Below are 13,244 nucleotides of genomic sequence, written 5' to 3'. Positions count from 1 at the left end.
TGGTCAGACCCCTGCGGCGACGTCGGCGCGAGCCGACGGTTCCACCACGTGGGGGTAGGCAACAGTGGTCAGGAAGTCGTCGAAGTCGTCGGCGAGCGCGATCTGCAGGAAGACGTCTCTGGCGGCCGGCGGGAAGTCGGGCCCGAGGGCGGCGACCTGCTCCTCCACCAGGGTTCGGACGGCCTCGGCGGTGATGGGCTCACCCGAGGTGGTCCGCGTCCCGGAGTGCACCCACTGCCACACCTGGGCCCGGGCGATCTCGGCGGTCGCCGCGTCCTCCATGAGGTTGTCGATCGCCGCGGCGCCAACGCCGCCCAGCCAGGACCGCAGGTAGCGCAGGGCGACCGAGACGTTGCTGCGCAGGCCCTCATCGGTCACGGCGCCGGGGGTCTGGTCCACTGCCAGGAGGTCGGCAGCGGAGACGTGGCCGTCGGGCAGCACGTCCTTCTGGTGCGGACGGTCCGCCAGCACGGTGGTGAAGGCGCTGCGGCAGATGTCGACCAGGCCGGGGTGGGCCACCCAGGAGCCGTCGAAGCCGTCGCCGGCCTCGCGCTCCTTGTCGGCCCGGACCTTGTCCAGCGCGGTGGCGTTGACGTCGGCGTCGCGGCTGGGGATGAAGGCCGACATCCCGCCGATCGCGTGGGCGCCGCGCCGGTGGCAGGTCTGCACCAGCAGGGTCGTGTAGGCGCGCATGAAGGGCACCGTCATGGTGACGGCGTTGCGGTCCGGCAGCACGAACCGGGCTCCCCGGTCGCGGTAGTACTTGATGAGGCTGAACATGTAGTCCCAGCGCCCGGCGTTGAGCCCTGCCGCGTGGTCCCGCAGCTCGTAGAGGATCTCCTCCATCTCGAAGGCGGCCGGGATCGTCTCGATCAGCACGGTCGCGCGGATCGTCCCGTGCGCGATGCCCAGCCGCTCCTGGGCGAAGGTGAAGACGTCGTTCCACAATCGGGCCTCGAGGTGGCTCTCGAGCTTGGGTAGGTAGAAGTAGGGTCCGCTGCCGTTGGCCACCAGCCGGTGGGCGTTGGCGGCCAGGTAGATGGCGAAGTCGAACAGGGCGCCGGCGACCGGTGTGCCGTCGACGAGCACGTGCTCCTCCAGCAGGTGCCAGCCCCGGGGCCGGGCGACGATGGTCGCCAGCTCCTCACCGAGGCGGTACTCCTTGCCCTGCTCGGTCGTGAAGTCCAGGTCGCCGTGCACCGCGCGGTGCAGCGTGACCTGGGCGTCGACCAGCTTGTCCCAGCTCGGGGTGATGGCGTCCTCGAGGTCGGCGAGCCAGACCTTGGCGCCGGAGTTCAGCGCGTTCACCGCCATCCGGCGCTCCGGAGGGCCCGTGATCTCGACCCGGCGGTCGTCCAGACCTGGCCCGGCGGAGGCCACGTTCCACTCACCTGAGCGGATGTCGGCGGTCTCGGGCAGGAAGTCGAAGTCCTTGCCTGCCGTGATGGTGCGGGCCCGCTCCGCTCGCAGCGCCAACAGCTCTCGACGACGTCCGTCGAAGTGGTGGTGGAGCTGCTCGACCAGCTCGAGGGCCTGGGGGGTGAGCACCCGCTCTGCGTCGGGACGGGAACTTCCAAGGATCTGGATCATCAACTCTGACTTCCGCATGATGGAAACTACTATTCGACATGCGGAACGCTATGGTGTGTGAGCGGTCCCGTCAACAGGTCGGAGGAAAAGATGGCCGGTGGTGCAGTCCAGTCGGTGCAGCGCGCTGTGGCCGTGGTGGAGGCGCTGACCGCAGCCGGCGGGCAGGCGTCGCTCAGTGAGCTCGTGGCGGCGACCGGTCTGCCGCTGACCACCGTGCACCGCCTGCTGGCGACGCTGGGCGAGCACGGGCTGGTGCGTCAGACGCACAACCGGCTCTACGCCCTGGGGCCGCGCTTCCTCAGCTACGGCGAGGTGGTCCGCCAGACCCTGAGCACGTGGGCCCATCCCGTGCTCCGGGCGCTGACCGAGCAGACGTCCGAGACCGCGAACTTGGCCATCCTGTCCAACGACCGGGTGATCTACCTGGCGCAGTCACCGTCGCCCTACACCATGCGGACCTTCACCGAGGTCGGCCGGCAGGTCGATCCGCACTGCACCGGGGTGGGCAAGGCACTGATGTCGGCGCTGCCCGACGACGAGGTCCGCGCCATCGTCGAACACGCCGGCATGGAGCCGCGGACGTCGCAGACGATCACCACGGTGGCAGGGCTGCTCGAGGAGATGGCCGCCATCCGTTCCCGCGGCTACGCGATCGACGACGGTGAGCAGGAGGTGGGGGTGCGCTGCATCGCGGTCGCGGTTCCGACCAAGAGCGTCCGGCTGGCCGTCTCCATCTCCGGGCCCTCGGCGCGGGTGACGACCGAGCGGGTGCCCGAGCTGGCCCCGGTCGTGCTCGACGCGGCCGACCGGCTGGCCCTGATCGTCGACGGGCGCGAGGCGGGCGGAGCTGTCGCGGCACCCTGACCCGCGGGGAGCGTGAGCCGACGGAAGTCGGGGCGGAGCCCCCGGACCAGCGCCGTCCTTCCTCCTGAGCAATCGCCTGCGCGCCGGTCGCCGGGCGTGCTCAGCGAAGACTCATCCTTGGCCGAGGGCGGTGGGTCAGCCGGTGACGAGGGCTTGCAGCTCTCCGACCACGACGTCGACGGACTCGCTACGTTGCACGACCTCCGTGCCGGAGGCGTCGCCGGCGGTCCAGTCGACCTCCCAGGTGGTGGTGGCGGTGACCGTGTGGGTGGCTTCTGGCTGGTCGGGCGTAGCGGACCGCCGCTCCCAGGTGTAGCCGCAGTTCGGCGAGGACTCCTGGGGCGCGACGGAGCTGTCCCAGGCGGCGGCACTTGCCGGTTCGCACGTGACGCTGCCGCCGTCGCCGGTCGTGAAGGTCACCGAGGTGGCGGTCGCCTCGAGGGACACCTCGACGCCGAGGGACTCCTCGGAGTCGGTGAGCGAGGTCGGCCCGTCGGTCCAGAACCAGTACGGATAGCCGACCACGTAGATGTCCCACGGGTTGATGTCGGCGGGCGGCCCGATCTGCGGAGTGCCGCCTCCGAACTCGATCTCGGCGATCAGCGACAGAGCGGCGACCTCGGGGTTCACGTCTGGCTCCGGTTCAGCCTCCGGAGCCTCTGCTGCGGGAGCGGGTTCCGCAGGCGCAGCTTCTGCTTCAGGTTGGCGGTCAGCGGGTGTGCACCCGGCGTCGTAACCTTGCGCGACTGCGTCATCGCAGGATCCGATGCCGGGAACCGCTGCACGTGAGTTCGGGTCCCAAGCAGGAGGGGCCGGTGGCGGGAAGTCATGGCCGTTCGCCCCGTCAGTATTGGCCGCAGAACGGTTGCGAGATGGTCCTGATATCCCTGGTGGATCGGGTTGACGCGAGCGCAGGCCGGGTCTCCCGGCGCCATCGGCCGACTCTTCGTCCGAGCCCCGACCGCCGTCACTGCTTCGCTCGGCGTGGTACTCAGCGAGGCCGCCATTCAAATCGATCTCGACCTTGCCCTCGCTAGACGATTCGTCGGCTATCGCGCTCGGCGCAGAGGGCACTGCGAGTATGGCCATCAGTAGGGACACGGCCCCTGTAGTTGCTATGCGAAGGTGTCCGCGCATGGTGTCTCCGAGATCGGCTCGTCCACTGGGACCGAATCGAGCTCAGTCGCTTTCCAGGGCGCGTCTGGTGCTCTAGTCATGTCGATCCGATCAATGCTGAACTCGTAGCCGCGCTCGACAACGTCGCCCTCCGAAGTCCGAACAACTGCCTCCCGGAAGTCCACACACGCGAAGATGGCGACAGACTCTCCGGAGTCAACTTCACGTTGGTAATCGCCTGCATCGACGACGGTGAAGTCGACCGCTCCGGTTGTCGTCCAGTTCTTTCGCTCGAACTCAGCGAACTCGGTCTGCCAGTACGATAGGTAGGAGCCTGAGAAGTAGGGGGCGAGTTCGCTCTCTACGTTGTCGAAATCTCCAGCGACCAGCATCGCTTCTGCGCGCTCGCGACCTTGCACGTACCGCTCTGCGGCTGCTTTGATCGCCGCCTCCTCCTCGGAAACATCTGAGGTGGTAGTACCAGAAGGGCTTGGCGCTGCTGGAGTGGGCAGGACCGCCGTCGGCGCGGGCTCCGGATCCTCGCCCTGGCAGCCCGAGATCAGCAGGCCACACGTCAGCCCGATGCCCGCCAAGGCAGCACGCAGCCGTCGTCTCACGAGATCCGCTCCTCCCTGGGGTGAGGCCTCGAGCCGTCTCGGTCGTCATCCTGCCACCGGGATCCCCGCGACCCACAGCCTTTCAACAGAACCTGTGGATAAGTCATGTGGATTGGGGATAACCGGCCGCGAAAGCCACAGGAACCGCGACTGCCGGTACGACCGAGACGGTCGCACCGGCAGCGCTCAGCACGGATCAGGTGCCGAAGGCGGTGAAGCGGTTGCGCTTGTTCCAGTCGACGATGTCGTTCTGGTGGTACCAGACGCCGTTGCGGCTGGGCGCGTCCGGGTCGGCGATCTTGTAGCGGGTCTTGTCGTAGCCGACGATCGCGATGTAGTGCCCGGCGCTGTAGGGCTCACCGGCGACGCTGTTCATGTTGATGACCACGGGATAGCCGTTGTGGATGCTGATCCGGGTGCGGTAACGCAGCCGCTCCTTCAGCGTCCCGGCTGCGGGGATGTAGAGCCGGTAGCGGAACGACTTGCCGCCGAGCCCGAGCCGGGCGTTGAGCGTCCAGGCGATCTCGCGGGGCTCCTGGAGCCCGTGGCTGCCCTCCGGCCCGATCCCCATCTGCTTGCGCAGCGAGTTCTGGGTCGGGGTCTTGCCCTTGGCCGACAGCGCGATCCGACCGGACGCCGCCGCGCACCAGTTCTGGGTGGCCTGCCGCTGGTAGGTGTAGCGCAGCACCTTGCGGTCGGGGATGCCGGGCTCGGGGATCGGCGGCATGGCGGCCGCGATCTCGGTGAGCTGGGGCAGCGCCGACAGCCCGGCGCCGAGTCCGAGGGCCGCGGTGACGCCGAACGCGTGCCGGCGGCTCAGCTGGGGAGGGGTGGGAGTCATCGATCAGTCCTTCCGTTGGGGTGGCCTCAGACGACCACGCCGCAGGGTCACCCCCAGCGCCGGATCTTCTGACCGCTGGAGCGTTGATCTACTCTCGAAGGGTCAACGACGACACGTAGGAGGAGCGACGATGCTCTTGGACCGGTTCCTGCGGAAGCCGACGGCGAAGGAGGCCACCCCTCCACCGATCTCGGCCACGCACCCGTCGAGCTACGCCGACCAGGTGGAGCTCGCGCTGATCGCTGCGGTCTTCACCACGGCCACCGCGACCGATCCCGCCTGCGAGCCGGACGAGATCCGCCGGGCGGTCGACCGCTGGCACCTGCACCGGGCCTGCCGCGCCGACAAGCTCACCCACATCACCGGTCTGGACGACTACGCCTTCGCCCGGGTCATGCGCAACCCCTGCCTCTTGGGCGGACGTCCGCGCACCTGCGTGGTCCAGGACGCCGCGGACGCGCTGATCGCCGTCGGCCTGCTGACGTCCGCGGACGTCGCCCAGCACCGCGAGGAGGCCCGCACCCAGCTGCTCCAGGTGCGCGGGTTCGACGAGTCCACGGTGGGCCACTTCTTCGACGCGCTGGAGCTGCCGGCCGTCCCGCACGCCACCGTCTCCTGAACCAGCCGGACGTCCACGAGCCCTGATCTCGTGCGCCCGCACCCCGTGACATCCGCCGAGCCGGACGGTTAACTGCGACGCGAGGGCCGTGCCCTCTTCCAGACGACCCCACCCCCCTGAAAGGTCGCCATGTCTGACTCTGCTGCGCTCTCCCGCCGTTCGCTGCTCCGCCTCGGCGGGGCCGTGGGCCTCACCGGAACGGTCGGCGCCGGTCTCGTCGCCCCGTTCCAGGCGGTCGCCGAGCCGTCCCGGACGCGCATCGACTACCTCGACCTCGACCCGGTCACCAGCACCACCCGGACGTCCCGCGAGGGCGCCCGCCCGGTGGCCGAGTTCGCCGCCCGCACCACCAGCGCCTTCTCCACCCTCGCCGTCACCTGGGCCGCTACCGACGCCCCTGCGCCGGACGTCCGCTACCGGGTCCGCCGCGACGGCCGCTGGAGCGGCTGGGCCCCGCTCGGCGACGGACCGGTGGGCCGCACCGAGGGCACCGTCGGCCCCCGCGACGGCACGGACCCGATCTTCGTCGGGGACTGCGACGGCGTGGCCGTCCGGGTGCTCGACGCTCCCGATGGCGACGTCGCCGACCCGCAGGTCGTGCTCATCGACCCCGAGCGGCTCGCCTCCGACCGCGAGGTGCCGGGTGACCGCCTCGGGACGACCGCGGCGCCGGCCCGTCCCGAGCTCACGTGGCGCGGCGGCTGGGGCGCGGATCCCAACCTGGGCAGCACCTGCCGCGGCCCGAACCCGACGCTGCACGCCGCGATCATCCACCACACCGCCGGCACCAACAGCTACACCCAGGCCGACTCGGCGCAGATCATCCGCGGCATCCACGCGTACCACACCAACACGCTGGGCTGGTGCGACATCGGCTACAACTTCCTCATCGACAAGTGGGGCCGGATCTTCGAGGGCCGCGACGGCAGCGTGGAGTCCAACGCCCACGGTGCGCACGCCGGCAGCTGGAACACCGATACCGTCGGCATCTCCTTCATGGGCAACTACGAGACCGCCGCCGCGACCTCGGCGATGCTGGAGTCCGCCGCCCGCCTGGCGGCCTGGAAGCTCGCGCCGTACGGCCGTGACCCGGAGAGCCGGGTGACGCTGGCCGGCAAGACCATCTACCGGATCGCCGGCCACGGTGACGTGATGGCGACCGCCTGCCCGGGGCGGAACGTCATCGCCAAGATGGCCTCGCTGCGGTCGCGGACCGCGGCACTGATCGGCTGACCGCTGCGGCTCGGGGCCTCGCGGGGCCCCGAGCCGGGTCGCCGTGCGCCTCCAGCCAGGACAGCACGCCCGCGCGTAGTCCTTGGACAGCCCGTGGCCGCGCGTGTGGGAGGAGGCGCTGATCCGCGACCAGAACACCCCCGGCGACGGGGGCGGCGTCCAGGTCGAGGACGCCGTCGGTGAGCAGCCACTCCTCGACCTCCACCCCCTGCTCGGCGAACGCCGCCGCGAACGGCGGGAACCACTCCGGGTGCTCGTGCAGGGCGTAGATCGTCGGCCGGCTCATGTCGCCGTCCTCACGCTGGCTCCAAGGCGGATGCCTTCCGGTGGGTCGTCGACGTCCGCAGGGTCGGGGGATCCCGGCCTCGTGGTGACGTCTGTCAGCAGCCGCCCGGGACGGTGTAGTCCTGTGGGCCCAGATGCGTCCGCAGGGGTGGTCGACCGATGCCTGGGTGTGCTGAGCATGAGGTACCCCGACAACTGAGGAGAACCCCCGTGCCCCATGTGTCACGCCTCATCCCACCCGCAGCCCTCGGTGCGGCCGCCGTCCTGGTGGCCGGTCTGGTCCCGGCGGTCCCGGCGTCCGCCGAACCGGCCGAGCAGATCGCCTGGCAGCCCTGCTACGCCGACCTCACCGAGGGCCTGGAGTGCGCCCTGGTGCCGGCGCCGCTCGACTACGACGACCCCGACGGCGAGCAGATCGACCTCGCGATGGTCCGGCTGCCGGCGTCGGACCAGGAGAACAAGATCGGCTCGCTCTTCGTCAACCCGGGCGGTCCCGGTGGTTCGGCGGTGGAGTTCGTCGCCGCCGGCGGGCCGCAGCTGCAGGAGTGGATCGGCGCTGAGGCGTCCTCCCGCTACGACCTGGTGGGCATCGACCCGCGGGGCATCGGCCGCAGCAGTCCGCTGGACTGCTTCGCGACGGTCGAGGACGCGCTGCCCGCGACCAAGCCGGGCGCCTTCCCCGTCGAGGACGAGGAGCTGCCGGCCTTCGAGGCCGCTGACCGCAACCTCGCCGAGGCGTGCGCGGAGAACGGTGGTGCCATCGCCGAGCACATGTCGACGGCGAACGTGGCCCGCGACCACGACCACGTCCGCGAGCTGCTGGGGGAGGAGAAGCTGCACTACTACGGCATCTCCTACGGCAGCCAGCTCGGATCGACCTACGCCAACATGTTCCCCGACCGGGTGGGTGCGCTGGTGGTGGACGCCGTGATCGACCCGGTGAAGTGGGCGAACCGTCCGGGCCGGCTCCCGTTCCTGACCGCGATCCGCTCCGGCGAGGGCGCCACCGAAACCCTCGACCGCTTCCTGGAGCTGTGCGAGGACGCCGGGCCGCAGACGTGCGCGCTCGCCCCCGACGCCCGGCCCCGGTTCGACGCGCTGGCCGAGCGGGTGCGGGAGGATCCGATCGAGCTCAGCGATCCGTCGACCGGTGAGGTGCTGGTGATCGGCTACGACGAGCTGCTCGCCTTGACGATGAACCTGCTCTACAACGCCCCGCTCTTCCCGCTGCTGGCTGAGCTGCTGGCCCAGCTGGAGGCGGGTGCCAGCCCCGAGGAGCTGGGACGCGCCGCCCAGCAGGCCCAGCTGCTGGACGCCGACACCGCCCGGTCGACGCTGGCGCAGTCCGCCGACGCCCCGTTCCCCGAGATCCCCGACACCGTCAACGCCAACCAGGGCTTCGTCGGGGTCGGCTGCAGCGACAGCGAGAACCCCAGCGACCACGAGCAGATCGACCGGGCCGGTGACCGCTCGGTGCGCACCGACGGCCCCTTCAGTCAGGTGTGGACCTGGGCCGGCAGCACCTGCAGCGTCTGGCCCTTCACCGACGAGGACCGCTACACCGGCCCGTACACGAGCCAGACTGCGGCGCCGGTGCTGGTCGTGGGCAACCGCGAGGACCCAGCCACCCGCTACGAGGGTGCCCAGGCCCTTCGCGGCCTGCTGCCGAACAGTGCCCTGCTGACCACCGAGACCCCGGGGCACGGGGCGCTCGGGGCCAACGTGTGCGCCGGGGAGCTGGTGGGGCAGTACCTGCTGGATCCGAACAGCGCCGGTGAGATCGACGGTCGGGTCTGCGCGATGGAGGGCAACCCGTTCACTGACGATCCGCAGGCCGCTGAGGGGCCGAGCCAGCTGCGGCAGCTGGTGCGTGAGCAGAACGCGCCGCAGCTGAGCCTGACGCGTTCCTGAACGACACCGTGGGAGCGGCCGCCAGCCCGGATGCTGTGCGGCCGCTCTCCGCGCGTTTAGAAGGGCGCGTCCGACATCCCAGCCCGGATGCCTCGGAGGGCGGTGGTTGCTCCGTCGGGCCTCGGTAGAGTGCCACTGAAGCCGCCCGGCCCGACAGGCAAGTCAGCACGACGAGCCTCCCACCCGTGCGGGAAGTTCCGTACTTCCTGGGGTTTGTCGTGCCATTGTTCCGCGGGTCCGCGGCGCACCTCCTCGAGCGCGTCCGCGCTGACACGCTGGTGGACGTGCTGAGCGAGCAGTTCCGGCGGCAGGTCGGCCACCGCCCGAGCCCGGCGGAGCAGCGGTCCTGGCGCGAGAGCCTCGCCGTGCTGGCCAACGACCTCAACGACGCCGGGCTGTCCGGTGTGGAGATGCTGCTCGAGTACCAGCTGCCGCTCACCAGCAAGCGCGTCGACGCGCTCCTCTGCGGTACCTCGCCGAAGACCGGTCACCCGGTGTATTTCGCGGTCCTAGCTCAAGCAGCGAGCGAGGCCAGCATGCTGGTCGACAGCGAGGAGATCTGCGTCTTCGTGACGCCGCCGAGCGTCTGCACCCGGTCGAGCAGGTGCGTGCGTACTGCCGGTACCTTCACGGGCCGGCTGTGTTTGACCACGAGCACGACGAACTGTGGGCAGTACTGCAGCTCCCAGACGCGCCACCGCCGCCCCGGCTGATACTTGCCCGCCGCCCCGGCTGATGATCCACCGCCCAATCATCGGAGACTTGCAACCATGACCCGCCAACAACCTCAACCTCGACGTGACATCTTTACGGAATTCCCTGCAGGCGACCGTGCAGGTCTCATCGTTCGCTTTCCCGACCGGACGGACAGTCTCGGCTACTCCTTTGCAGACGCAGCGGAACGCCTGGCCACAACCTTTCGGGCACAGGCTCCCGACGACGCCATGCTGCTGCCGTTCCTCTACCTGTATCGCCACGCCATCGAGCTGGACCTCAAGTCCGCCATCCGCGTCGCCACCCGCCTGCGGCGCAATAATGGGGAGAGCGACCCATCCCTAGCCACCAAGGCTGTGGCAGAGCGCCTGCAGAAAAAGCACGGACACCGGCTCATGGCGCTGCTCGACGAGCTGGACGGGCATCTCACGGCACTAAACCTCTCAACCACACCGAAGGATGTGCGCAAGCTGTTCGATCGCATCTCGGCAACGGACCCAACAGGTGAATCATTCCGCTACGGCAGCGGGTTGGCGAACGAACAAGACCAGATCGACTTCCCAGCATTGGCAAAAGCACTGAAATACGCATACACCATGTCTTCAGCCTCCCTGGACATGATGGATGCATACGAAGCCTTTCAAAGCGACATGCTCGAGGAACAGCGGGCTATCGAAGCAGAAATCGCAGCTGATATGCGGGCAGAGTTCGAGGACTGGTACTGAACAAGGTGGGCGAGCATGCCGGGGCGCTGGAGAACCGGTCTGAGGTGGTGCTGCGGTGGCGCCCTCGCTGGAAGAGCTGTCCCGGCAGCCCCGCCGAGCTGTGCGCCTACAGCAGCACCGGAACGGAGGGGCCGCATGCGATGATCCGGCGGTTCTGCGGTCGCGATGCCCACTCGCCGAGAGAGACCTGGATGCGGTATCGGGCGTTCTAACGATTTTGTCGGGCTGGCTCTCGCTCAGCCGAGGAAGTTCGCGTGGCGCCAATCCAGGTGGGGCGCGAACTCCAGGTAGACGAGGGTTGCGGTAAGCACGAGGTAGGTCAACGCTTCGAGTCCGAGCTCATGCCACCCGCCCTGCCGGTCGCCCGGCGCCGACTCGCGAACGATGCTGCGCCACAGCCCGCCGGTCCCGCTAAGGTCTCGGCCGCGGAAGAAGACCCCGACGTCTAGGTCGTTGGTGGAAGCTGCCTCGATGAACTCGGACAGAGCCTTCGTTTCCTCGTCGGTGAAGGTGGTCCGGTCCTGGGTGGAGTCGAGGATAATGCCGACGTTGCCGAAGATCTGCTCGAGCGCGGGCTCATCGCGAACTTCGTCGGGGCTGTTGCTGTAGCCGTACTCCGCGAACGCGGGCGACTGCCACAGCAGCGTCTGCGCGATGGTGCCGTGCAGGACGGTGAGGTCGCCGACTTGGGTGCGGCTGGCTTCGCGGAGATCATGGGCCTGGAGAACCCGGGTGACCATCTCGACCCACACGTCGGCCGCCGGAGGTGCGAGCTCCGAGCGCAGCGGGTCCATGCGGTGCCCGAGGGGGCGCCCTCGGAACGCGGGGCCGTCGATGCGCATGCTGCGGTGGTCCACCATCGCGGCGATGCTGACGGTGTCCATGACCGCGTCAGTCGGAACGTGCACGACCACATCGCCGTGCCGGTCCCGCAGGGTGCCGTAGAAGTCGTGCCCCCACTGCCGCTCGACCAGTTCGCGGACGTCGATGCCGATGAACCGGTCTACCGATTCGAAGTACAGAACCAGGTAAACCGGTTCGGGGGCCGCGAACCAGAACTTCAGGTGCTCGACTTTCACCGTCACGGCGACGTGGTCGGTGTTCGCGAACTCGGCCGCCGACGTGGTCGTCGCATGGACGCCCTTGAGCTGGAACCACACCCGGCTGGCCAGCGCGCGCCAGTAGGGGCGCCCCTCGCCCGCCCTGGTGGGCTTCTCGCCCCGCGCGAACAGGTGCAGACCGGTGTCGATACCGGCTCGGTCGTGCCGATAGCCGATGACGACACCACTCCTGCTCAGCAGCGCCTCGAACTCCGACAGGTACCGGTTTTCGAGCTCGTCGTGCTCGCCCATCCCCACCACACCCTTAAGTCTGCAACGATGTCCAGCCACTCCCGCGCGCTGGACCTGAGGGACGCGCTCGACTGCTGAACCTGTCTCGGCGACCAGCCGGTTGTACGACCATCCCAGGGCGCGCAGACGTTCAAGGCGCGTCGACCGGCAGCCGCTGCCGGGCTCCGACTGTGGAAAGACGGCCAGCACCAACGGCCGGTTCTGCGAACGTGTGCCCATGTCGCGACGCCGCCGATCACAAAGCCGACGGAGGCGATGGGGACTCCTGGGGTGCGGGGGGCCCGTGGTTGTGGTTCGACATCGACCTGGAGGCCGTGCCCGACTACCCGCGGATCTGGAAGTCGGAGAGCTTGGAATGGCGCTGGGCGTGAACTGGGCGCAGGTCAACGACCTGGTCCGCAACGACCCGGTGTCGTATCCGACGGGCAACCGCGCCGCGGCCACCCGGGCCGGACGTGCCGCTGGGCTGAGCTCGACCGACCTCGAGGGCCTCTCGTCGCTGTACGCCGAGCCGGTCTACGCGACTCCTCCTCAGATCACCTCGGGCGGACATCGCATCACGGCCATGCGGCGTCAGGGCATCCGCTGGGCGTTGGGCCGGTGCCATCGCGGCGATTTGGGCGACACCATGCACGAGATACGCGTCTACGTGCCGTAGCCGCGAGCTCGGTCACGAAGTGGTTCGGCCGGCCAGCGCAGCCGTGAGGTGCGTCCACAACTCCTCGGCGCGACCCCAAACCGGGTCGAACACCTGTACCAGCCACAACTGGTCCAGTACGGCGGCGAGCTCCGGGCTGCCGTTGTCGAAATACTCCAGGTCGGACCCGTCATGTCGGCCTAGGAAGGTGAACGGTTCACCGTCGTTGACCGTGACGGCAATGCTGCCCCAAGCGCTCGTGCCGGGCGCGAACATCAACGCGACCAGGTCGGTCCGCAGCAGGCCGTGAACGAGTCGGTCAACGGTGTCCTCGAAGCAGAGACCCTCGACGTATGCACGCTGTGCGCCGGCGCCGTCGACGATGCCCGGCTGCGAGTCCATGGTGACAAACCCTGCCTCGTTCAAGGAGACCAGCGCCCCGATGAGCGGCGCGGTCTCTGGGTTCGGCGGGCCGCCGTGCGTGGGCGTGGAGTCGAGCTCGCCGCGCAGGAACGCGATGGTGGCCCGCGCGAGGTCATCTAGGCTGCGTGCCGCATCCCACCGTGGTGTCCCGCTCGACTCAGGCGTCATGCCGAAACCCTGCCAGGCCTAGGCTCGGTGCGTCAGACTGTTACGGGGCGCGGGTAGTTCCCGAATCGCCGCTCGCACTGGCGCGGCCGCGAGGAGCCGTTCGGCCGCCGCATCCGGGCTCGGGCCGCACCCGATGAGCCGTAGCACCC

General features: G+C 69.2%; 13 protein-coding genes. 7 read left to right on the top strand and 6 right to left on the bottom strand.

Annotated features, from left to right (window positions below):
* Positions 1-3 precede the first annotated feature (3 nt).
* Positions 4-1,608, bottom strand: a complete 1,605-nt coding sequence (gene aceB, locus DVA66_RS00850) for a malate synthase A (RefSeq protein ID WP_198671369.1) — start codon at positions 1,606-1,608, stop codon at positions 4-6.
* A gap of 96 nt (positions 1,609-1,704) precedes the next feature.
* On the opposite strand from aceB, the gene DVA66_RS00845 reads away from it, so the two are divergent.
* Positions 1,705-2,454: an IclR family transcriptional regulator gene (locus DVA66_RS00845; protein ID WP_232821662.1), complete on the top strand. Its 750-nt coding sequence runs from the start codon at positions 1,705-1,707 to the stop codon at positions 2,452-2,454.
* A 135-nt stretch (positions 2,455-2,589) separates the two neighbouring features.
* Here DVA66_RS00845 and DVA66_RS00840 read toward each other — a convergent pair whose 3' ends face one another.
* From DVA66_RS00840 to DVA66_RS00830, 3 genes are all read right to left on the bottom strand, one after another.
* Positions 2,590-3,084: a hypothetical protein gene (locus DVA66_RS00840; protein WP_114558317.1), complete on the bottom strand. Its 495-nt coding sequence runs from the start codon at positions 3,082-3,084 to the stop codon at positions 2,590-2,592.
* Between the two features lie 485 nt (positions 3,085-3,569).
* Positions 3,570-4,187: a hypothetical protein gene (locus DVA66_RS20705; protein ID WP_157973754.1), complete on the bottom strand. Its 618-nt coding sequence runs from the start codon at positions 4,185-4,187 to the stop codon at positions 3,570-3,572.
* A 196-nt stretch (positions 4,188-4,383) separates the two neighbouring features.
* On the bottom strand, positions 4,384-5,028 hold the full coding sequence (locus DVA66_RS00830) for a C39 family peptidase (RefSeq protein ID WP_114558315.1): 645 nt from the start codon (positions 5,026-5,028) through the stop codon (positions 4,384-4,386).
* Between the two features lie 130 nt (positions 5,029-5,158).
* On the opposite strand from DVA66_RS00830, the gene DVA66_RS00825 reads away from it, so the two are divergent.
* From DVA66_RS00825 to DVA66_RS00800, 5 genes are all read left to right on the top strand, one after another.
* Positions 5,159-5,647: a hypothetical protein gene (locus DVA66_RS00825; RefSeq protein WP_114558314.1), complete on the top strand. Its 489-nt coding sequence runs from the start codon at positions 5,159-5,161 to the stop codon at positions 5,645-5,647.
* Between the two features lie 129 nt (positions 5,648-5,776).
* On the top strand, positions 5,777-6,880 hold the full coding sequence (locus DVA66_RS00820) for a peptidoglycan recognition protein family protein (RefSeq protein WP_157973753.1): 1,104 nt from the start codon (positions 5,777-5,779) through the stop codon (positions 6,878-6,880).
* A 495-nt stretch (positions 6,881-7,375) separates the two neighbouring features.
* Entirely contained in the window at positions 7,376-9,076 is a 1,701-nt protein-coding gene (locus DVA66_RS00810) for an alpha/beta hydrolase (protein WP_157973752.1), read from the top strand.
* A 284-nt stretch (positions 9,077-9,360) separates the two neighbouring features.
* The gene (locus DVA66_RS00805) at positions 9,361-9,789 is read left to right on the top strand and encodes a hypothetical protein (RefSeq protein ID WP_232821661.1); all 429 of its coding nucleotides are present in this window, start codon (positions 9,361-9,363) and stop codon (positions 9,787-9,789) included.
* 57 nt (positions 9,790-9,846) lie between these two features.
* A complete protein-coding gene (locus DVA66_RS00800; protein WP_157973751.1) occupies positions 9,847-10,515 on the top strand; it encodes a hypothetical protein in 669 nt (222 codons plus the stop codon).
* 236 nt (positions 10,516-10,751) lie between these two features.
* Here the strand turns inward: DVA66_RS00800 and DVA66_RS00790 are convergent, their stop codons facing one another.
* Positions 10,752-11,867 (bottom strand): DUF4365 domain-containing protein, encoded by a 1,116-nt coding sequence (locus DVA66_RS00790; protein ID WP_157973750.1) that lies wholly within the window; start codon positions 11,865-11,867, stop codon positions 10,752-10,754.
* 355 nt (positions 11,868-12,222) lie between these two features.
* Between DVA66_RS00790 and DVA66_RS00785 the strand changes: the two genes are divergently transcribed.
* Positions 12,223-12,525 carry a hypothetical protein gene (locus DVA66_RS00785; RefSeq protein WP_114558307.1) on the top strand — a complete coding sequence of 101 codons (303 nt, stop codon included), beginning with the start codon at positions 12,223-12,225 and terminating at the stop codon, positions 12,523-12,525.
* A gap of 12 nt (positions 12,526-12,537) precedes the next feature.
* On the opposite strand, the gene DVA66_RS00780 is transcribed toward DVA66_RS00785, so the two are convergent.
* Positions 12,538-13,095 carry a DUF6919 domain-containing protein gene (locus DVA66_RS00780; protein ID WP_114558306.1) on the bottom strand — a complete coding sequence of 186 codons (558 nt, stop codon included), beginning with the start codon at positions 13,093-13,095 and terminating at the stop codon, positions 12,538-12,540.
* Between the last annotated feature and the right edge of the window lie 149 nt (positions 13,096-13,244).

This window comes from Desertihabitans aurantiacus, from assembly GCF_003344635.1.
Taxonomy (GTDB): Bacteria; Actinomycetota; Actinomycetes; order Propionibacteriales; family Propionibacteriaceae; genus Desertihabitans; species Desertihabitans aurantiacus.
Note: the sequence above shows the minus strand (reverse complement) of the source record. Positions and strands in the feature narration are given on the sequence as shown.